Source organism: Pseudomonas borbori (genome assembly GCF_900115555.1).
GTDB lineage: Bacteria > Pseudomonadota > Gammaproteobacteria > Pseudomonadales > Pseudomonadaceae > Aquipseudomonas > Aquipseudomonas borbori.
Genome location: NZ_FOWX01000006.1, coordinates 99,551 through 120,933, shown reverse-complemented (window position 1 = coordinate 120,933; position 21,383 = coordinate 99,551). Strand labels below are relative to the sequence as shown.

Genomic DNA, 21,383 nt, shown 5'->3' with positions numbered 1-21,383 from the left:
AGGATTCAGACCATGGCTTATCGCACCACAGCCCTACGTATCGACCGTGATCAGGCGCTGCGCCAGCGAATCCTCGCCAGTGCCCTGGCCCGTGTCGCCGCTGGCGGTTTTGCCGCCCTGACCATGCAGGCGCTGGCCGAGGACGTGGGCATCGCCACCGGTAGCCTGTACCGCCATTTTCACAACAAGGGCGAGTTGGCCGCCGAAGTCTTCGCGGTTGCCAGCCAGGGCGAGCTCGAGGCGCTGCAGCAGACCTTGCGCGCCCCGGGACCACCCGCCGAGCGCCTGGCCGCCGGCTTGCAGCAGTTCGCCGCGCGGGCCTGGCACAGCCGGCGCCTGGCCTTCGCCCTGATCGCCGAGCCGGTCGAACCGCAGGTCGACGAGCAGCGTCTGCTCTTTCGCGAGGCCTATGCCGAATCGTTCGGCGAGCTGCTCGAGCAAGGCAACGCCGCCGGCGTGTTCCGCGTCAGCCATCTCGGCCTGACCGCCGCCTGCCTGGTCGGCGCTATCGCCGAAGCCCTGGTCGGGCCCTTGTCACCCCCCGCCCGCGCCGCCCGCGAAGCGGGTTATCCCGCCCCGAGCCTGAGTGACGTCAGCCAGGCTCTGGTCACCTTCTGTCTACGCGCCGTTGGCGCCCCGCTGCCCGAAAAGGAGCCACAGTCATGAATGCCAGTCAGCATGCCGAAACCCATGAAGTGTTCAACCAGGTGCCACCGCTGGACGGCGCCAATCTGTACCGCATCGACCTGCCGTTGCAGGAGTGGAACAAGCGCTTCGGCGGCGGCTGGGCCGAGGCGCGGATCGACGCCTATGGCGCCCTGGCCGGTGGCGAACTGATGGCCGCCGGCTTTCTCGCCAACGAGAACAAGCCGCAGTTCAAGAGTCACGACCGCTATGGCCAGCGCATCGATCTGGTCGAGTACCACCCGGCCTATCACCAGCTGATGGCCGCGGCCATCGAGCACGGCATTCCCTCGCTGCCCTGGACCGACCCGCGCCCCGGCGCCCAGGTCGCCCGCGCCGCCATGAGCTACCTGCACAGCCAGGCCGAGGCCGGCAGCGGCTGTCCGCTGACCATGACCTACGCCAGCGTGCCGGCGTTGAAGCTGCAGGCGGATATCGCCGACATCTGGCTGCCGAAGATCCTCTCCACCCAATACGACCCGCGCAACCTGCCGATCGAGCAGAAGAGCGGCGCCACCATCGGCATGGCCATGACCGAGAAGCAGGGCGGCACCGACGTGCGCGCCAACACCACCCGCGCCTATCCGGTCGGCGCTGGCGGGCCCGGCCAGGCCTACGAACTGGTCGGGCACAAATGGTTCTGCTCGGCGCCCATGTGCGACGCCTTCCTGACCCTGGCCTATACCGACAAGGGCCTGACCTGCTTCCTGCTGCCGCGCCACCGCCCGGACGGCACGCGCAACGAGCTGTATATCCAGCGCCTGAAGAACAAACTGGGCAACTGGTCGAATGCCTCCAGCGAAGTCGAGTACCGCGGCGCCCTGGCCTGGATGGTCGGCGAGGAGGGGCGCGGCGTGCCGACCATCATCGAAATGGTCGCGCTGACCCGCTTCGACTGCATGGTCGGCTCCAGTGCCCTGATGCGGCAGGCCCTGACCCAGGCCGCCCATCACTGCGCCTACCGCCAGGTCGGCGGCCGCGTGCTCAGCGAGCAGCCGCTGATGCAGAACGTCCTGGCCGACCTGGCCCTGGAAAGCGAAGCCGCCCTGGCCCTGACCCTGCGCATGGGCAAGGCCCTGGATAACGCCGCAGACCCGCAGGAAGACAAGCTCGCCCGCCTGGTCATCGCGGTCGGCAAATACTGGATCTGCAAGCGCGCGCCGGCCATGATCAACGAGGCCGCCGAATGCATGGGCGGCGCCGGCTATGTCGAAGACAGCATCCTGCCAAGACTGTACCGTGAGGCACCGGTCAACTCGACCTGGGAAGGTTCCGGCAACGTGCAGTGCCTCGACGTCCTGCGAGCCCTGTCCAAGGAGCCGGGCGTGCTCGACGCGCTGTTCGCCGAACTGGGCGACGGCCACGGCGACGCCCGGCTGAAACGGCATATCGACAAACTCCAGGCGGATTTTGCCGACAGCGCCGACATCCAGTACCGCGCCCGCCAACTGACCGAAGACGTGGCCGTCGCCCTGCAGGCCAAACTGCTGCTGGAAGCCGGCAACGCCACGGTAAGCGACGCCTTTATCGCCAGCCGCCTGGGCGACGGCGGGCGGGTCTATGGCACCTTGCCACGCGGCATCGACGTCGCCGCTTTGGTGGCGCGCAGCACGCCGCATCTGCTTTGAGTTGTCTTTCTTGGCGGGGGAGTGCTCTCGGCGCACGTGTTTGCCCGGCAGCCTGGGTTCGCTGTCGGCTTTCTACCCGCGCGGCAACCCCGGCACCCGGCGGGGCGGGCTCTTGACGGCGCAGCCGTTGCCGGTGGAGCTCAGGCGACCGCCGCAGTAGCCACGCCGCGCTATGCCAAGGCGCGGCGATCAGGGCAAGATAGGCGCGTGTATTCAGCCAGGAATAGCTGCCGTGACCCTCAGTTCAGAAGACTTCGTCGTCGCCACTACTGCCGAAGAGGCCGTGGATCGCCTGGCCGCCCTGCATCGGCAGGCCACCGGCGCCCTGAGCCGGGCGCTCAAGCGCTATGTCAAGGAACGCATCAAGCCCGATGCTGCGCAGCTGAGCCAGTTCCACTACCCGGAACTGCGTCTGACCTATCAGGGCCAGGGCGAGGCGCCGGCCACCGTGCGCGCCTATGCCAAGGTCCAGGTGCCCGGCACCTACAGCATCACCGTCACCCACCCCGAGGCGTTCCGCAATTACCTGCTGGAGCAACTGCAGCCGCTGATGCAGGACTTCACCGTGCGGGTCGAGGTGGGCACCAGCCAGCAGAATATTCCTTATCCCTATGTGGTCGAGCACGGCGATGAGCTGGCCGGCTCGGGGATCACCGCCGCCGAACTGGCGCGGGTGTTCCCCAGCACCGACCTGTCCGCCGCCAACGACGGCACGGCCGATGGCCTGTACGACTGGGAGGGCGCGGAGCAATTGCCGCTGGCCCTGTTCGATGCCGCCCGGGTGGATTTTTCCCTGCGCCGCCTGGTGCATTACACCGGCAGCGATTGGCGCCATGTGCAGCCGTGGATCCTGCTGACCAACTATCACCGCTATGTCGACCAGTTCATTCGCCATGGCCTGGATGTGCTGCAGGGCGACTCGCGTTTCGTGCGCATGGTGCTGCCGGGCAACGTGGTGATCGAGCGCGGCATGGCCGAGGGTGAGATGCAGGCGATCATCGAGACCGTGGTCTGGCACCGCTACCAGATGCCGGCCTACCACCTGCAGGGCACCAGCCCTGGCGATGGCATCACCCTGGTGAATATCGGCGTCGGCCCGTCCAACGCGAAGAACATCACCGATCACCTGGCCGTGCTGCGTCCGCACTGCTGGCTGATGATCGGCCACTGCGGCGGCCTGCGCCAATCGCAGACCATCGGCGACTACGTGCTGGCCCACGCCTATATGCGCCGCGATGGCATTCTCGACCGGGTGCTGCCGCCGAACATTCCCCTGCCGGCCCTGGCCGAAGTGCAGATGGCCTTGCAGGAGGCCGCCGCGCAGGTCACCGGCGAGCGTGGCGACGCCCTCAAGCGGCGTTTACGCACCGGCACCGTGCTGACCTACGACGACCGCAACTGGGAGCTGCGCTGGGCCCAGGAGCGGCCGCTGATCAACCTGGCGCGCGCCGTGGCGGTGGACATGGAAAGCGGCACCATCGCCGCCCAGGGCTATCGCCTGCGGGTGCCCTACGGCACCCTGTTGTGCGTTTCCGACAAGCCGCTGCACAGCGAAATCAAGCTGCCCGGCGCCGCCGGCGCCTTCTACGAGCGGGCGGTGACCCAGCACCTGCACATCGGCATCGCCGCCCTCGACCTGCTGCGCAGCCAGCTCAACTCGCTGCACTCGCGCAAGCTGCGCAGCTTCGACGAGCCGCCGTTTCGCTAGGTTGGGTGAGTGTAGGGTGTGCCGTGCGCACCGTTGGGGGCTGTGCGCACGGCGCACCCTACGTCGAGTTACTTGCTGGCGTCCAGCACCACCCGGTAGCGTGCCTTGCCGGCGCGCAGGTGGGCGATGGCGTCGTTGACCCGGCTCATCGGGAACATTTCGACCTGCGGCAGGATCTGGTGCCGTGCGCAGAACTCCAGCATGGTCGCCATGCTCGCCGGCGAGCCCACCGGTGAGCCGGACAGGCTGCGCTGGCGCGGGATCAGGTTGAACACGTGCACCGGGATGGCGCTCGGCACTATGCCGACGAAGTGCAGGCGGCCCTTGCCGCCGAGGGTGCCGATCAGCGCGTTCCAGTCGAGGTCGGCGCTGGCGGTGACCAGGAGGAAATCCAGGCTGCCGGCGATGGCCTTGAGCGCCGCGCTGTCGGTGGAGGCGACGACCTTGTGCGCGCCCAGGCGCTTGGCTTCTTCCTGCTTGTTCAGCGACGAGGTGAAGGCGGTGACCTCGCAGCCCCAGGCGTTGAGAAAGCCCAGGGCCAAATGACCGAGGCCGCCGATGCCGACCACGCCGACCCTGTCGGTGGGTTTGACGTCGAACTCCAGCAGCGGGCTGAACACCGTCGAGCCGGCGCAGAACAGCGGGCCGACCAGGCTCGGGTCGAGTCCATCCGGCAGCGGCACGGCCCAGGCCCAGTGGCTGCGCAGGCGGTCGGCGAAACCGCCGTTGCTGCCGACGATGGTCGGTTTTACCGAGCCGCAGAGTTGGTGCGCGCCTTCCATGCAGGAGTGGCAGTGCATGCAGCTGCCCTTGTACCAGCCGATGCCGACCCGCTGACCGAGTTCGAGGCCGCGCACCTGCTCGCCGAGGCGGACGATGCGGCCGACCACCTCGTGACCGGGGATGAACGGATAGCGGGCGTTGCCCCATTCGTTGTCGATCATCGACTGGTCGGAGTGACAGATGCCGCAGTATTCCACGGCCACCTCGACCTCTTCGCCGCCCAGCGGGCCGGGGTCATAGCTGTGCGGTTCGAGGGGCGCGCCGGGCGTCTTGGCGGCCCAGCCGGTGAAGGTGTCGAGTATGGAGTCGGAGGCGTTCATGCGGATTTCCTCGGTCATGGCAAGCAGAGCCTTGCCAGCATAGTCGCCCGTGCCCGCGAAGGCCTCGCCCATAAGTCCGGTTGATGGCCGCAGGGTGGCCTCGGTTACACTGGCCACCCCGTTTTCCGCTCCCGGAGCCTGCATGCCGCGCCCGCCCCGTTCTGCTGCACCCTCGCGTTCCGCTGGCAAGCCCGCCGCCCGTCGGCTGGCCAAGGCGCCGCCGGCCGAGCCGCGCTTGCTGCTGCTGAACAAGCCCTTCGATGTCCTGACCCAGTTCAACGACCAGCAGGGCCGCGCCACCCTCAAGGACTTCGTCGCGGTGCCCGGGGTCTATCCGGCCGGGCGCCTGGATCGCGACAGCGAGGGCTTGCTGCTGCTGACCAATGACGGTGGCCTGCAGGCACGCATCGCCGACCCCAGACACAAGCTGGCGAAAACCTATTGGGTGCAGGTGGAAGGCCAGCCGACGGCCGAGCAGCTGCAGCGCCTGCGCGCTGGCGTCGAGCTGAACGACGGCCCGACCCTGCCGGCCGAGGCGCGGGTGCTGGATGAGCCGCAGTTATGGCCGCGCAATCCGCCGGTGCGTTTTCGCAAGAGCGTGCCGACCGCCTGGCTGGAGCTGGTGATTCGCGAGGGGCGCAACCGCCAGGTCAGGCGCATGACCGCGGCGGTGGGCCTGCCGACCCTGCGTCTGGTGCGCGTGCGCATCGGCCCCTGGAGCCTGGACGGCCTGCAACCGGGGGAGTGGAAAGAGGTCGAGGCGCGCTTGTAGGGCGTGGTTTTTTGCGCATTCGATCAGAATGCCCGCTGCGTTGGAGCGGCCGGGCGACGTGGCGCTTCAGTCGCCGAGCTTTGGCTGTGCTGCGAAGAATTCGCGGCTGAAGCCCCTCCTACGACAGGCGCGTGACGTTGCCGGCTCTTGCAGGCGGCCCGACCTCGGGGCGATGCGTTGGGTTGGCCATGCCAACCTGACGCGGCCAACGCCACGATCTGCAGCTAAACGCCGTCCGGTTGTGCCCCCGGGGGACTTTTCAATAACCGCTCAGACGCCTTCCATTCCGGCGATCACCACGGTCTTGATGACAAAGCCGAGTACGCCCAGACCCAGGGCGAGGAACAGGATCATGGTGCCGAAGCGTCCGGCCTTGGACTTCTTCGCCAGGTCCCAGACGATGAATGCCATGAACAGCACCAGGCCGCCGACCAGCACGGTCATCATCAACTCTTCGAATGCTTGCGGATCCATCGTGACCTCAATTGGCTGACATCGGGCCGGCCATGGCAGTGGGGCGTGCGCAGTCGCCCCGGATTGCAGCCGGGTTAGCAAAGAGCCGGCGATTATACGCCAGCCTCAGGGCTTGTCAGCGACCGTCGGTAAGTGCCGCTCAATTGCGCAGGTGTTGCAGCGGCAACTGGGTGTTGGAGAGGATCTGCTGCAAAACGAAGCTCGAACGCACGCTGGAAACGCCCTCGATGCGGGTCAGGGTGCCGAGCAGAAGCTGTTGGTAATGGTCCATGTCCGGCACTACCACCTTGAGCTGGTAGTCGGCATCCATGCCGGTGACCAGGCTGCATTCCAGCACTTCCGGGCATTGGCGGATTATCTGCTGGAAGTGCTCGAAGCGCTCGGGGGTGTGTTTGTCCATGCCGATCAGGACATAGGCGGTGAGGGTCAGGCCGAGCTTCTTGCGATCCAGCAGGGCGACCTGGCCGAGGATGTAGCCGTCGTCCTCCAGTTGCTTGACCCGTCGCGAACAGGGTGAGGGCGACAGGCCGATGCGCTCGGCCAGATCCTGATTGGACAGGGTGGCATCACGTTGCAGTTCGGCGAGGATATTCAGGTCGTAGCGGTCGAGTCTGGTCATGTTTGGCGCGCTTTCATTGTTTGAATGCTGATAATCATGCGCTGTTAGTTAAAAATTGCGCAAGCGGCAGGTTATTCAGCAATATTCGCAATCTTTCACTGCGCCTGCTTCGGTAATCTTTACCTCAGTTTCACGGCCCGGACGACAGGTCCACCCGGCTCGCTCAACCAGGCGAACCGGCGCCGCCGGCCCTACCCGGCCGTCACGGCACCCGGGTCCGCACTGCCCAACCAGGCGGGCGACGAAAGCGGCGACAGAATTGCCAGTAACGGACACTTGCCCCGGGCAAGAAAAAAGGGAGACCGCCAGGTCTCCCTTTTTTCTGGGCGGTGCCCAAGGCATCGCATCATTCGATGCCGAACACATAACGCAGCAGGTATCCGGTCAGGTACGCCAGGGCGGCCGCCGCACCGCCGGTGAGCAGAGTGCCGAGGCCGGCGCGCAGCAGCGGTTGGGCGAACACCAGGCTCTTCAGCATGCCGATGGAAAAGAACACCGCCGCGGCCAGGGCCGTGCTCAGGAAGAATTGGCGCTGGATGCCCAGGCTGGTGAAGAACAACGGCAACAAGGGGATGGCGCCGGCGATCAGGAAGGTCGTGAAGGTCACGGCGGCCGAGCGGGTGGGGTTCAGTTCGACGGTCTGCAGGCCGTGTTCTTCGATGAGCATGGTTTCCACCCAGAGCTGGCGATCTTGGCTGATGGTGGTGACGATCGCCTCGAGGATGCTGCCGCTGAAGCCCTTGCGGGAGAACAACTGGCGGATTTCTTCGCGTTCGCCGGCGGGCACCTTGTCGATGTGTTCCTCTTCCATGCGCCGGGCCTGTTCGCGGAACTCGCGCTGGGCCTTGATCGCCTCGTAGTTGCTCACGGCCATGCTGAAGCCATCGGCAAACAGGTTGGCGAAGCCCATGATCAGCGCGACCGAGGCGGAGAAGCCCGCACCGACGGCACCGGCGACTATGGCAAAGGTGGTGACGCAACCGTCGATGCCGCCGAGTACGGCATCGGAGATGGTTTGCGGTTCGTTCTTGTGGTTCAGGCGCTTCTTGATCGCTTCGGGTTGGTGCTCGCGATAAAGCGTCTCGAGGCTGGGCTTCTTCATGGGGCCGGCTCCACAGAGCTGATACGCCCTCTCAGCATAAGCGGGAAATGCGCTTGGCGATGCCTTTGACGGCCCCCGAACGCAGGCGGGTTCTGGTCGCAACCGCGGCGATCATCGAGGGCTGGCCGGGTCGAGCGGATCGGCATGCACCAGCACTTCGGCGCGGGTGAATTCGGCGCGAATCGCGTATTCCACCTGCACACAGAGCTCATGGGCCTGCAACAGGCTCAGCTCGCCGGGCAACTCCACGTGCAACTGGACGAACCAGCGGGTGCCGGACATGCGCGTGCGCAGGTCATGTACGCCGCGCACCCCGGGTATGCCGCAGGCCAACAGGTGCATGCGCTCGCTGAGCTCCGGCGCCAGCTCCTTGTCCATCAGCACGGCCGAGGCCTCGCGGGCGATGCTCACTGCACTCCAGAGGATGAAGAGGGCAATGCCGATACCGAACAGCGCATCCAGTTGTGGCCAGCCGAAGCTGGCCAGCAGCAGGGCGAGCAGGATGCTGGCGTTGAGCAGCAGGTCGGAGCGGTAGTGCAGCGAGTCGGCGCGAATCGCGGTGGAGCCGGTTTCGCGCACCACGTGGTGCTGGAACAGCAGCAGGGCGGCAGTCAGCGCCAGCGACAGTAACATCACCGCCACGCCCAGGGTCGCCGCGCCAAGCGGCTGCGGGTTGAGCAGGCGCTCCAGGCCATGCGCGCCGACCAGCAGCGCACTGATACCGATGAACAGCGCCTGGGCGAGTCCGGCCAGGGCCTCGGCCTTGCCGTGGCCGTAGCGATGGTCTTCGTCCGCCGGGCGCAAGGCGTAGTGCACGGCGATCAGGTTGAGCAGGGAGGCGGCGCCATCCAGCAGCGAGTCGGTGAGGCCGGCCAGCAGGCTGACCGAGCCGCTCAACCACCAGGCGATGGCTTTGGCCAGGGCCAGGGTCAAGGCCACGGCCAGCGCCGCCAAGGTGGCCTGACGCATCAGGCGGGCGTGCTGCGGCGGTATGCTCACAGGATCTTGCTCTCGCTAGCAGGCCGGGCCACGAGGGCCCGGCCAGGATTGTGCTGGGTCAGGTTCAAGCGGCCGGACGCAGACCGTAAGCCGCCAGTTGTTCGGCGCTGGCGCTGCTGTGGATCAGGCGCGGGTCGTCGAGCGGCAGGCTGTGGCCGGTGTGCTGTTCGATCAGGGCCTTGAGCCGGGCGTGGTCGATCTTGCCCTCGGCATCCACGACCTTGCGCAACTCTTGCGGGTCGATCTGGGCGCTGTGCCCGTTCGGCAGGTAGATGGCGCCGGTGGCGAAGTCGATGCCGAAGGCGATCAGGCCGGGGATCACGTAGAACAGGATGCCGATGGCATTCAGCGCCGCCACCACCGGGTCGATCCGGCCGTCGATCTGGCCGCGCCGATCGGGGAAGAACAGGGTGCCGCAGGCGCTCAGTTGGGTGAACAGGGCGACGGCGAGAACGCTGCCGATAATGCGGGATTGCGTGCGCATCGAGCACCTCCAGGGAAAAGTTGGCGCAACTATAGCAAGCCGGCTGTGGCAAAACTGCTGCGCATTGATATGACTGAATTAAGACCTGCAGAGCAGGGTGGCGGTTCGCCGCTATAATCGCCGGCCAGATTGGAGCCCGCATGAATTCCTTGCCTATCGACGTCCTGTTACCCGCGCTGCGCCAAGCCCTGGCGAGCCGTCACGAAGCGGTGCTGGAGGCCCCGCCCGGCGCCGGCAAGACCACCCGCGTGCCGCTGGCGCTGCTGGACGAACCCTGGCTGGCCGGGCAGCGCATCATCATGCTCGAACCACGGCGTCTGGCCGCGCGGGCCGCCGCCGAACGCCTGGCCAGCGAGCTGGGCGAGGCGGTCGGCGAGACCGTCGGCTACCGCATCCGTCTGGACAGCAAGGTCGGCCCGCGCACCCGTATCGAGGTGGTCACCGAGGGTATTCTCGCCCGCCGCCTGCAGGACGATCCGGCGCTGGAAGGGATCGGCCTGGTGATCTTCGACGAATGCGTGAGCGCAGCCTGGATGCCGACCTGGCTTTGGCCCTGTGTCTCAACGGCCGCAGCATGTTGCGCGGCGAGGATTCCGGCGAGCCGGCGCTCAAGGTGTTGCTGATGTCGGCGACGCTGGAAGGCGAGAAGCTGGCCGCGCTGCTCGCCGATGCGCCGGTGCTGCGCAGCGAGGGGCGCATGTTCCCGGTGGAGCTGCGCTGGGGTGCGCCCTATCAACCCGGCGAGTGGCTCGAACCCAGGGTGGTGCAGACGGTGTTGCAGGCGCTGGCCGACGAGCCGGGCAGCCTGCTGGTGTTCCTCCCCGGGCAGGCGGAGATCCGCCGGGTCAACGAGCAGTTGGCCGAGGCCCTGGCCGGGCGCAGCGAGATACTGCTGTGTCCGCTGCATGGCGAGCTGGACCTCAGCGCCCAGCGCGCGGCCATCGAACCCGCGCCGGCCGGCACGCGCAAGGTGGTGCTGGCGACCAATATCGCCGAGACCAGCCTGACCATCGACGGCGTGCGCGTCGTGGTGGACGCCGGCCTGGCGCGGGTGCCGCGCTTCGATCCGGGCAGCGGCATGACCCGCCTGGATACCCAGCGCATCTCCCGCGCCAGCGCCACCCAGCGTGCCGGCCGTGCCGGGCGCTTGCAGCCGGGCAGTTGCTATCGCCTGTGGTCGCAGCACCAGCACGAGCAGCTCGCCGCCTACGGTGCGGCGGAAATCCTCCAGGCCGACCTGGCCGGCTTGGCCCTGCAGCTGGCGCGCTGGGGCGTGACCCCGGCGGAACTGACCTGGCTCGACCCGCCACCGGCCGCGGCCTATGCCCAGGCGCTGGACCTGCTGACCCGCCTCGGCGCGCTGGATCAGCGCGGGGTGCTGACGGCCCACGGCCAGGCCATGGCCGAATTGCCGGCGCATCCGCGCATCGCCCCCCTGCTGCTGCGCGGCCAGGCCCTGGGCCTGGGGGCGCTGGCCTGCGACCTGGCCGCCTTGCTCGGCGAGCGCGACATTCTGAGAGGCGCGGGCGCCGATTTGCACAGCCGCATCGCCTTGCTCAGCGGCGAGAGCAAGACCGCGCGTGGCAGCCACCGGAGTGGCGGCCAAGGCGGGGTGCAGCGGGCGCGGCAGTTGGCCCGGCAGTTCCAGGGCTATCTCAAGCGCAGCCCAGTAGGCACTCCGGTTGCCGACCCCGAACACCCGCGCTGGCTCGGCGCCTTGCTGGCGTTCGCCTACCCTGATCGGGTGGCCCAACAGCGCCGCGCGGGCGGCGCCGAATACCGCCTGGCCAACGGCCGTGCGGCGCTGTTCGCCGAGGCCGATGCACTGATGAAGCATGAATGGTTGGTGCTGGCCGATCTCGGCAGCCGCCAAGGCCAGCGCGAGGAACGCATCTACTTGGCCGCCGACCTTGAGCCGCAGTTGTTCGAGACGGTGCTGGCCGAGCAGGTCAGCGTGCACGAGGCGCTGGACTGGGACGAACGCGAAGGCGTGCTGCGCGCGGAACGCCAGCGCAAGGTCGGTGAATTGGTGCTCGAGCGCGAGCCGTTGACCGGCCTGGATGAGGCCGCGCGCAGCCGCGCCTTGCTTGGCCTGGTGCGGCGCAAGGGCCTGGCGCTGCTGTCCTGGACCCCGGAACTGCGTCAGTGGCAGGCGCGCGTGGCCCTGCTGCGTGAACTGGATCTGGCCGCCAAGGGCGTCAGCGAGTGGCCGGATGTCAGCGATGCGGCGCTGCTCGCCAGCCTGGAGGACTGGCTGCAACCCTACCTGGGCAAGGTCAAGCGCCTCAGCCATTTCGCCAATCTGGATTTGTCCGCACTGCTGCACAACCTGTTGCCCTGGCCGCTGCCGCAGCGCCTCGAGGAACTGGCGCCGCGCAGCTTGCAGGTGCCGTCCGGCTCGCGCATCGGCCTGGATTACAGCGAGCAGCCGCCGGTGCTGGCGGTGCGCCTGCAGGAACTTTTCGGCCTGGCCGAGACGCCGCGCATCGCCGGCGGCCGGCAAGTGGTCAAGCTGCACCTGCTGTCGCCGGCGCGGCGGCCGGTGCAGGTGACCCAGGATCTGGGCAATTTCTGGCGCAGCACCTACGCCGAGGTGAAGAAGGACCTCAAGGGCCGCTACCCCAAGCTATCACGTAACTCGGCATTGACTCCTGCATCCTGTAACTCGGGAAGCTTGACGTATTGGGGGCAGTTTGCAGCATGTAACTTGTGGGCGTTGACTCGCCACCTGAGCGCGCTGCTGATGCAGCTCCGCTATCGATTAAGGAGCGCCTTGATTTACTGGCATGAACCTAAGCCAATTAACTACGGGCCAGCATCAACATATTGTTTCGCCAGATCGGGCGCATGATGAATACACTTCCTATCGACGCCGCTCTCCCGGCATTACGAACTGCTTTGTTGGCGCGCGATGAAGTCGTTCTGGAAGCCCCTCCCGGTGCGGGTAAAACAACGCGCGTCCCGCTAGCACTGCTTTCTGAGTCGTGGCTTGGTAGTCAAAAAATTCTGATGTTGGAGCCGCGACGTCTTGCTGCGCGGGCTGCAGCTGAGCGTTTAGCAAGTGAGCTGGGGGAGCGTGTAGGCGAAACTGTGGGTTATCGCATCCGGTTAGAAAGTAAGGTCGGGCCTCGTACCAGAATTGAGGTAGTTACTGAAGGGATTCTGTCTCGAAGACTGCAGGAAGATCCTTCGCTCGAAGGCGTAGGGATGGTCATATTCGACGAGTTTCACCTTAGGACGCTTGATGCTGATCTGGCTCTCGCTTTATGTCTGAATGGGCGTGAGCTTCTGCGGGATGAAAGCCATCCCCTGAAGATCCTGTTGATGTCAGCCACGCTTGAAGGCGGGCGGCTTTCCAGATTGCTGAATGATGCACCCATCGTGACCAGTGAGGGACGAATGTTTCCCGTCACTATGGTCTGGGGGAAACCTTATCAGATTGGTGAAGCTCTTGAACCCAGGGTTGTTCATGCGTGCCTACAAGCAATTGCCGATCAACGCGGCAGTGTCTTGGTCTTTCTACCGGGTCAGGCTGAAATCCGTCGCGTTCACGCACAACTTCTTGAGCACCTTGATGGGCACAGTGAGATCTTGCTTTGTCCGCTTCATGGTGAGTTGGATCTGACTTCCCAGAGGTCAGCTATCGAGTCAGCGCCGGCCGGCAAGCGTAAGGTGGTATTGGCCACCAATATCGCAGAGACGAGCCTGACCATTGATGGTGTACGTGTAGTGATTGATGCCGGCATGGCGAGGGTGCCTCGCTTCGACCCTGCCAGCGGTATGACCCGTCTCGTCACGCAACGGATTTCGCGCGCGGCAGCCACTCAGCGTGCTGGTCGAGCGGGACGCCTTGAGGCAGGTATTTGCTATCGCCTTTGGTCCGAGGACCAACATGACCACCTAGCTTCTTATGATTCCGCTGAAATTCTGCAGGCAGATCTATCTGGGCTGGCACTTCAGCTCGCCCGATGGGGGGTTAAGCCCGAAGATCTCGCTTGGCTTGATGCGCCTCCATCAGCAGCATTTGCTCAGGCATGTGATTTACTGTCGCGACTTGGCGCATTGAATGAACGGGGTGTGATTAGCACTCATGGTCAGGCCATGGCCGGGCTGCCAACGCACCCGCGAATAGCGCACCTTTTACTTCGTGGGCAGGCGTTTGGGCTTGGTCGACTTGCTTGCGATATAGCTGCTCTGCTGGGAGAAAAAGACATCCTTCGCGGTAGTGGGGCGGATCTTCATGATCGCATAGCGGTTATGGCAAACGAGACATCTTCGCGGGCGAGCCGAGGTGCAGTTCAGCGTGCTCGCCAGCTCGCACGGCAGTTCAGAGGTCTCCTAAGAGGCCAGGCGCTAGATCCCGTAGCAGACCCTGAAGATGCGCGTTGGTTGGGCGCTCTTCTAGCTTTTGCGTACCCCGACCGCGTAGCGCGGCAGCGCCGTGCTGGTGGTGCTGACTACAAGCTCGCAAATGGGCGCGCTGCTCAGTTCGGTGAGCCGGACGCACTCATGAAACAACCTTGGCTTGTAGTCGCTGATCTTGGTAGTCGTCAAGGGCAACGCGAAGAGCGCATCTATCTCGCAGCGGCACTTGCCCCTGAGCTTTTCGACACAGTGCTTGCTGAGCAAGTGGTTCGGCGCGACAAGATCGAGTGGGATGAGCGTGAAGGTGTCCTCAGGGCAGAAAGGCAACTCTGTGTGGGTGAACTTGTACTGAGCTCTGACTCCCTGCTAAGGCTCGATGAGGACGCGCGCATCAAGGCTTTATCTGACCATGTTCGCCACAAGGGTTTAGAGTTGCTCCCCTGGACTTCGGAATTACGCCAATGGCAGGCGCGTGTTGCGCTTATTCGCCAATTAGATCTGGAAGAGCAAGGCCGAAGTGAGTGGCCTGACCTGTCTGATGCTGCACTGCTTGCCACGCTTGAGGAATGGCTGGCTCCGTACTTGGGGAAAGTAAGCCGGCTCAGCCATTTTGCCAATCTCGACCTGCAAAAAATTCTGTTGGGACTGCTGGTCTGGCCGCTTCCCCAGCGACTTGATGAACTGGCTCCCAAAGCACTGCAGGTGCCTTCAGGTTCGCGTATTGCCATCGACTACTCAGATCGTCCGCCTGTACTCGCCGTGAGGTTGCAGGAGCTATTTGGGCTGGCTGAAACACCGCGCATCGTCGGTGGCCGACAGAGTGTGTTGCTGCACCTCCTATCGCCAGCACGACGACCTGTCCAGGTCACTCAGGATTTAGCGAACTTCTGGGCCAATACATATGCCGAGGTAAAGAAAGACCTGAAGGGCCGGTATCCTAAGCATCGGTGGCCTGAGGATCCAATGGAGGCTGAACCGACAGCCAAGGTCAAGCCTCGCTCATAGATCCACCAGTGGGGGGGGGCACAGGTCTGACGCAGAGCTTGCGGCGGATACGCGACTTGTTGAGGAGGACTAACAGCTCCGAATCGAACACAGCCACCTTGATATTCAGCTCGATCGGAGCGGCCAGACCGTCGATGGTTTTCCGGAAATCTACCGGCTTGGGGTAAATATAGACTTTTTCGACTTTGGCGTCGGGACGCATCATGGAGGCTGGCTCCAGAAAGAAATTGGAGCACAGCTTTAGCTGGGCTGGCCCTCGGATCATTTGAAGATGGGGTTTATGGCGGGCTTTCGGTACGACTTAGGCCGTAGCTTACTGATATCAATGGCCATTCCGGCGGAGGGCTGGCCACCCTTTATTTTCACCACATTAAGACTCATCTTATCTTCGCCCTGCACACGTCAGATCGAAAAATAGCAACCGTTTGTCGGAGGTCTGATTACACTAAAAAGTGTAATTTTATGCGTATGCGACGGTGATTTTCTGGAATTTATGCTTATTAACGATGCATTTATTCATGTTGACAGATATTCGACCACTGTTGGTATGAGTTTTCTAAGAGTTCGGGTCATGATCTACACCGCCGCAGTGTAATATTAGGCCCTTGAAGATAGTGTCTACTTTCGGTTCGATCTACGATGCAATTGACGCTCGCTTAGCTATGAGTGATCCTGGTGAAGTTTAGCGCTTTTGCCAGTTTCCAAGTTTCACGAAAACTGTAGTTGTCACAAGTCTTTTGCGTTGTCGCAAAAGTTAGCGGAAGAACTTCTTGGTCATAGGTATGCTCCAAACTCTGCACTCGTTATGTAATGGAGCAGTTCGCCGCAGGGCGCAGAACAGTTTTATTGTGCGTTGCTAGATTTTCTTGTTCCTGCTGACTTTACCAATCTCGCCATAAGGTTGGACCGAGGTTGAATCCGTTACCAAAGGAAATATTGAAAAATAGTGATCGTAAGCTGGCTAATAAAATTCTGATTGACTATTTAATTGGGGTCGAATGTCCTATATCAATCCGCGTCACGAAGATCGCTTAACTTTAATCACGAATTTGCTTGATGCCTTTGCCAGTCTGTACGTCAGTGAAGCGCCCTGCGGCTCGATTGTGTCGGCGCTTGGAGGGGCGGAGAGTTACATGCTTTATAGGAGGGATGAATTGGGCTCCGAGAATGACCGGGACTTATTCAACTTTCCGTTCTTGTTTCATTCGAGCGGAGATCCTTGGCATGAAGTGAACGATTATTTGCTGAGCCTCATGAATCACAAGGCTCCGATCAATCGGCGCACTGACGATGTTCGGCGGCGTGCCAGCAAACTCCTTGATTACCTGTTTTTCTGTGAAGATAACAACCTCGATTGGCTTGATTTCTCAGGTGCCCGGCCTGCGCTTCGTCCGACCTACAAGTATTTCTACCACCTGATTTCCGAAAGCACTCGCAGTAATCTGGTGATCAATCAATACACTTCTGTTGTCTACAACTTTTACAAGTACGTTACCGAGCATTGGCATGATCTCGACATCAAGCGTGTCGATACGATCAAACACGTACGGTTCATCGTGAAGGGGTCTAAAGGCTGCAAGGTCATAGAAGCAGCAAAGCGCAGTCAAACGCGCCGCACGGCGCCGGCTAGTTCAGTGGCACTGGGGTTCGTGCGGGAAGACGGCGAGGATCTTAGGCCGCTTTCCAATCGTGAGTTGGGTGCGTTTCTTGCCGCCATTCGCAAAGAAAAAGAATGGTCTGTGGTTGAGCGATTGATCCTGATGACCGCACTAATGACGGGCGCCCGCAAGCAAAGCGTTTTGACCATACGCTTGAGGCATTTGAAGGGCTTTACAGAGGACAAGCTGCAGCCTGAGGGTGCCTATAAATTGCACGCCGGCCCCGGCACAGGCATTGATACGAAAAACGATAAGCCGCAAGTCCTGTATTTTCCGAAGCAACTTGCCGAAGAGCTGGTCACGCTTGCCAAAAGCCCGATGATGAAGGCGCTACGGGAGAAGTTCCGCGCTCAGTTAGAGGCCAGTCATCCCGGCGTATCCGTAGCCGAGGACGATATGTACTTGTTTCTCTCCGATCAAGGCAACTGCTACTACATGGCCAAAAGCGATCCGCGCTATACGACTGTGAAGTCGCCGCAGACAGGTCAGGTAACGGAAACGATTAAGCGCAAGTTGATCCAAAAAGCGTCTAGCCCATTCCCGAAAGGCTTTTCATATCACTGGCTGCGAGCGACCTTTGGCTATCAGCTCTACCAGCGCTTGCAGCCATTGGTTCAGGAAGGATTGTTTAAGCCGGGAGAAGACATTGATTTTATTCAGGAGCGCATGCACCACGAGTCTAGGGAAACGACAGAAAACTATTTGAAATTGTTCAAGATGATTCAAGAAAAGGTCATTGCTCAGGAGATCTGGGAGAGCAAGTTGTTTAACGGCAGCTACGCAGTGCTGACGGTGGAGTCGCACGATGAGTAGTCGTCAGCCATTCGAGCATCGTGCCAATACGCAGGTCATTACGCTGAGTGAAGTCACTCATGAATTTGCCGAGCCTGAGCGCTTGCGTCTGCAAGTGTCTCCGAAGGTGAGGAAGAAGTCGTTGGATATTGGCAGTTTGGCGTATGTCATTCGTGGCAAGAATGAAAGCAACAGTGATGATCGCGGCACGCCGGTAGTGATTGAGTCTTTTGTTGAAAAACGCCGTGAACTGATTGTGAGGCTGCTGGAGTCCTTTGTCGGTCAGCGTGATGCGACTGTCCTAGGGCGATGGAATCATATCGAATCCTTTATCGACTGGCTGAACACGCACGGCTACAGGGAAGTGTTTGCCAGTGCAGCGCAAGCCCAGCAAGCCTATCGAGACTATACCGCGCACCTAAATCATCAAATAGCCAATCAGAAGTTGAAGCCCGTCAGTGCGAAAAATAGTCAGTTTCAAGTTTGCCAGGTTATTGAACTGCTTTACCCAGAAGACAGTCACCATATTTTAGCGGGCGCGGTCCTGATCATTGCGGAGAAAGGCTCTGAGGCAGCCAGCGCTGCCCATGTTGAGGTGTACCGGGACGTTTGTTTGACCATTGCCCAGCAATGCAGCGCTTTTGTCCTGAACAACCAGCCCTATCCCTTCGTTGTGACTATCAGGGATTATGAGGTGGTTGGGTTTCCATCAAACCACGGTTGGGTTGGCCCATTCAAGGAGTCTCCACTTTCATATAATGCCGGCGAGCGACGGATTGCGACGGTCGAAGAATACCGGGCAGCTGCTGACAAGTTGGGGAGACGGATTCGGCATAAAACGACTCTAGTGAGGGAATTAGCACGTTCACAGGCTAGTTTGGATGCGGCCAACGAAGAGGAGCACTACTGGCACCGGCTTAAAGTGGCGGGTCTTGCCGCGAAAGCCTATGCCAGCCTTTTCCTGATGATCACAGGTGCCACGCCGACCGAGTTTGACCAATTTAGCTATGCAGACGCGCTCGACGTTGAGAAGTCTCCAATCAAGAAAGAGTTGTCGGCTGTGAAGTTCCGGGCGGGCGGAAAAGCAACCCTCTACAACATAGGGCGGGACACGGGTTTGCCGCTGCTCAAGGACTACCTGAAGCTCCGTGAGTGGATTCTGAATGGCGTGGAGCATGAGCGGTTGTTCTTTACGATGCCCGCGATTAACGAACAGGTAAGCACCAATAACGAATTTTCTGAATTTAAAACATCTGAACTGCTGAATAAATTCTTTAAATCCATCAGCGGAAACTTCCTCGACCCAAAGGTGCCAAGACTTTCGCCGCGCATGATGCGCAAGCACAAAAGCCTTGGGATGCACACCGCTGGCGTGTCGCCGTCCACGGTAGCTGCAACCTTGAATCACAGCCTTGAGGTGAATCTTTCGACTTATTCAGAGGCTACGCCTGAGCAGCAGGAAGCCGAGTTCGGACAGTTCTGGCAGGCCATGCATCATGCCGCCCAAGTTGTGCGTGAGCGCAGCCAGCGGCCCGCAGAAGGCGAGATCGCAACGGCTGCGGGCCACTGTGACGGGTTCAATCAGCCGATCCCTGTGCGTGATTTGGGGGCCGTTGCAATTGAGCCGAACTGCCGCAGCCAATATGGCTGCTTGTGCTGCGAACACTATATCTGTCACAGCGATGAAGAAGACCTGCTCAAGCTGGCGAGTTTGCAGTATGTGATCAATGCGGTGCGTAATGCAGCGCCCGATACGGCCCATGCTGAAGCGCTGTACAAAGAATTGTCGATCCGAATCGAGTTCATCCTAGAGGCGCTTGGCGAGCGTTCGGATGCGGTGAAACAGTTGGTCGAAACGATCAAGGTCAGGGTGTTTGAATACGGTGAAATCACGCCTTTCTGGGAAAGCCGCTTGAGCCGTTATGAAAAAATGGGGGTGGTATTTTGAACGCTGTTGTCCAGTCCATCGGCAGTCTATTTTCCAGCGGACAGTTTCCGCCTGCCAGTGAGCCAGATAAGACGCCGCAACTCTACGGGAAGCCCACGCCCGATTTCGCTCTTTGTCGTGATGAGAAGGGCAACGCCACGGCGGTATATGGTGAGTCTGTGTGGGACTTTAACCCATACCGGCTGAGTGCAAAAAAACTCAGCAGAATATTTTTTGATAGGGTGCTCGACGAAAGTGGTCAAGAGCAGCAGGCGCTGATCGATGAAGCCAAGCATCTGCTGTATTGCCTGATCTATTTTGCCGGTGGTGGGCGAATAGGTGGGCTGAGCGCAAGCACATTTATCCAGTATTGGGGAGTGCTGCGCCTAGCCATGCAGTTCTGCTATGAGCAGAAAAAAAAGCCCATGGTTGGCGTGCTGTCCTTACAGCAGCTCTTTACTGTTCCAGTTTGTCTGGCGGCTTTTATTGGCCAAATTAGCTTCGGTAAAAAGTTTCTTGCTGGAATTTTGCATGGCTTGGCTCGGGTGGGCGAAGAACGGCTGGGGTATGCCTCGCTCAATCCCGCCAACTTTGATCTGAAAACTCCCGAGAGCAAGCAGCATTCGGTTATTCCGACGCGAATCTATTTGAATGTCATCAACCTTACTGGCGATCTGCTCGATCAGCTTTATGCAGGTGTTGGACGTTTCGAGTCTTTTATCGCCTGCTTTGACGATGAGCATTACGGCATTGTTCATAGCTGTCAGAGAAATCGGGGTCTCGGTGGCAAGGCACACAGGCGACCCGATATGGCGCAAGCGATCAAGGATCACGGTCTTCAGTGTTTGCCGGTGAGTTTGAGTGTTCTCATAAGAGGAACCTGCAACGGGTCTTGATCCAGATGCAGCATGTGGTGAAAACGGTGATCCACCTTTATACCGGCATGCGCGATCAGGAGGTGATGCGAATGTCGTATCACTGTTTGTCCGATCAAGTCGTCAGACATGCAGTTGTCGATGATCAGGGCATTGAGCGTGATAAGCCGCAGTCAGTAAACGTCCTTTCGACCACCACAAAGTTCACCGGTTACAAAAAAGAAGTCGCATGGTTCGCGCCGGTGGAGGTCGTCAGGGCGGTCGAAGTCGCCCAGGCGATTTGTCGCGGCCTCGCCAAACTCTACAAAATCGAGTTGGATGCCAGCTGCTCGCTGTTTCTCAAGCCTTCCATCGTTGGTTATACACGGAACATGGCCGAGGTCGGCGTTCCGATTTTTACGGCTAGAGCAACACAAGAAACTGCTTTGTACAGCCTGTCGATCCAGTCAGAGGACTTGCAGGAGCTGGCGCAGAGCGATCCTTCTCGGGACTTTTATAATGAGCCAGCGTTTGCAATCGGCCAGCCCTGGCCGCTGAAAAGTCATCAGTTTCGGCGCTCGCTGGCATTCTATGGCAGCAGTAGCGGTTTTCTTTCGTTGCCGACGGTGCGGGTGCAGTTCAAGCAAATGACGATTGAAATGGCGCGCTATTACTCGAATCACTACGAGAACCTACGCACCGTTTTTGGCTACTACGACGACAAGAAGAAAGACTTTGTCCTGCCAAGCAATCACTTCGCCTTCGAATATCAGATGGCCATGCCCATGTCGGTGGCGAACCAGTTGATTGCCGATCTTCTGTTTAGAGAGGAACCGCTGTTCGGCGGCACCGGCTCGTACATGGAGAAACAGAAACAGCGGGTCAAGGCGGGTGAAATTCAGATTGAAGATGTGCGCGCTGACACCGAACAACGGGTTAAAAGCGGTGCAATCAGCTACCGTCCGACACTGCTGGGTGGCTGTACCAAGGTGGGCCGCTGCGACGCTTTTATGCTCGGTGACTACACAGTATGTACGAGCTGCGATGGCGCCATTATCGAGCGTAAGAAGCTGATTGCTGCCATTGAGGACGCTCGGTGCGAGTTGTCCAATTACTCAGAAGACTCGGGCGAATATCAGATCGTCAAGGCCGAGCTTGATCGCCTAGTCGCCTTCAAAGCCCGCCTGATCGACTCAGTGGAGGTTTAAC

At 61.2% G+C, this 21,383-nt stretch carries 14 protein-coding genes and 2 pseudogenes; 9 read left to right on the top strand and 7 right to left on the bottom strand.

The annotated features are described in order from the left end of the window. The first annotated feature begins 12 nt into the window (after window positions 1-12). From BM315_RS06350 to amn, 3 genes are all read left to right on the top strand, one after another. Window positions 13-666 carry a TetR/AcrR family transcriptional regulator gene (locus BM315_RS06350; protein ID WP_090498964.1) on the top strand — a complete coding sequence of 218 codons (654 nt, stop codon included), beginning with the start codon at window positions 13-15 and terminating at the stop codon, window positions 664-666. Then, a complete protein-coding gene (locus BM315_RS06345) occupies window positions 663-2,312 on the top strand; it encodes an acyl-CoA dehydrogenase family protein (protein ID WP_090498961.1) in 1,650 nt (549 codons plus the stop codon). Before BM315_RS06350 ends, BM315_RS06345 begins: the two co-directional genes overlap by 4 nt. Window positions 2,313-2,544: 232 nt before the next feature. Then, complete coding sequence (gene amn / locus BM315_RS06340; protein WP_244527260.1) at window positions 2,545-4,020, top strand: AMP nucleosidase; 1,476 nt, start codon at window positions 2,545-2,547, stop codon at window positions 4,018-4,020. A 68-nt stretch (window positions 4,021-4,088) separates the two neighbouring features. Here the strand turns inward: amn and ahr are convergent, their stop codons facing one another. After that, a complete protein-coding gene (gene ahr / locus BM315_RS06335) occupies window positions 4,089-5,123 on the bottom strand; it encodes an NADPH-dependent aldehyde reductase Ahr (RefSeq protein WP_090499099.1) in 1,035 nt (344 codons plus the stop codon). 205 nt (window positions 5,124-5,328) lie between these two features. Between ahr and BM315_RS06330 the strand changes: the two genes are divergently transcribed. Further along, a complete protein-coding gene (locus tag BM315_RS06330; protein WP_170862168.1) occupies window positions 5,329-5,895 on the top strand; it encodes a pseudouridine synthase in 567 nt (188 codons plus the stop codon). 270 nt (window positions 5,896-6,165) lie between these two features. Here the strand turns inward: BM315_RS06330 and BM315_RS06325 are convergent, their stop codons facing one another. From BM315_RS06325 to BM315_RS06305, 5 genes are all read right to left on the bottom strand, one after another. Then, window positions 6,166-6,369 (bottom strand): DUF2788 domain-containing protein, encoded by a 204-nt coding sequence (locus BM315_RS06325; protein ID WP_090498955.1) that lies wholly within the window; start codon window positions 6,367-6,369, stop codon window positions 6,166-6,168. 139 nt (window positions 6,370-6,508) lie between these two features. Continuing rightward, complete coding sequence (locus BM315_RS06320) at window positions 6,509-6,988, bottom strand: Lrp/AsnC family transcriptional regulator (protein ID WP_090498953.1); 480 nt, start codon at window positions 6,986-6,988, stop codon at window positions 6,509-6,511. Window positions 6,989-7,334: 346 nt separating this feature from the next. Further along, window positions 7,335-8,090: a VIT1/CCC1 transporter family protein gene (locus BM315_RS06315; protein WP_090498951.1), complete on the bottom strand. Its 756-nt coding sequence runs from the start codon at window positions 8,088-8,090 to the stop codon at window positions 7,335-7,337. Window positions 8,091-8,201: 111 nt separating this feature from the next. Beyond that, window positions 8,202-9,059 (bottom strand): cation diffusion facilitator family transporter, encoded by an 858-nt coding sequence (locus BM315_RS06310; RefSeq protein WP_141123932.1) that lies wholly within the window; start codon window positions 9,057-9,059, stop codon window positions 8,202-8,204. Between the two features lie 94 nt (window positions 9,060-9,153). After that, window positions 9,154-9,573 (bottom strand): polyribonucleotide nucleotidyltransferase, encoded by a 420-nt coding sequence (locus BM315_RS06305; protein ID WP_090498947.1) that lies wholly within the window; start codon window positions 9,571-9,573, stop codon window positions 9,154-9,156. 140 nt (window positions 9,574-9,713) lie between these two features. On the opposite strand from BM315_RS06305, the pseudogene hrpB (BM315_RS06300) reads away from it, so the two are divergent. Together hrpB (BM315_RS06300) and hrpB (BM315_RS06295) are read left to right on the top strand one after the other, a co-directional pair. Next, a pseudogene (hrpB, locus tag BM315_RS06300) lies at window positions 9,714-12,199 on the top strand (ATP-dependent helicase HrpB); the annotation flags it as partial. Between the two features lie 224 nt (window positions 12,200-12,423). Further along, window positions 12,424-14,943, top strand: coding sequence for an ATP-dependent helicase HrpB (gene hrpB, locus BM315_RS06295; protein ID WP_090499096.1), 2,520 nt, complete (start codon window positions 12,424-12,426; stop codon window positions 14,941-14,943). Here the strand turns inward: hrpB (BM315_RS06295) and tnpB are convergent. Next, a complete protein-coding gene (gene tnpB, locus BM315_RS06290; protein ID WP_090498945.1) occupies window positions 14,927-15,148 on the bottom strand; it encodes an IS66 family insertion sequence element accessory protein TnpB in 222 nt (73 codons plus the stop codon). The genes hrpB (BM315_RS06295) and tnpB overlap by 17 nt on opposite strands. 793 nt (window positions 15,149-15,941) lie before the next feature. On the opposite strand from tnpB, the gene BM315_RS06285 reads away from it, so the two are divergent. The 3 genes and pseudogenes from BM315_RS06285 (at window position 15,942) to BM315_RS25410 (ending at window position 21,382) form a co-directional block, all read left to right on the top strand. Beyond that, window positions 15,942-17,414, top strand: a complete 1,473-nt coding sequence (locus tag BM315_RS06285; protein WP_090498943.1) for a site-specific integrase — start codon at window positions 15,942-15,944, stop codon at window positions 17,412-17,414. Next, on the top strand, window positions 17,407-19,341 hold the full coding sequence (locus BM315_RS06280) for a hypothetical protein (RefSeq protein ID WP_090498940.1): 1,935 nt from the start codon (window positions 17,407-17,409) through the stop codon (window positions 19,339-19,341). Before BM315_RS06285 ends, BM315_RS06280 begins: the two co-directional genes overlap by 8 nt. Beyond that, window positions 19,338-21,382 (top strand): annotated as a pseudogene (locus BM315_RS25410) (integrase). Before BM315_RS06280 ends, BM315_RS25410 begins: the two are co-directional and overlap by 4 nt. The last annotated feature ends 1 nt before the right edge of the window (window position 21,383 follow it).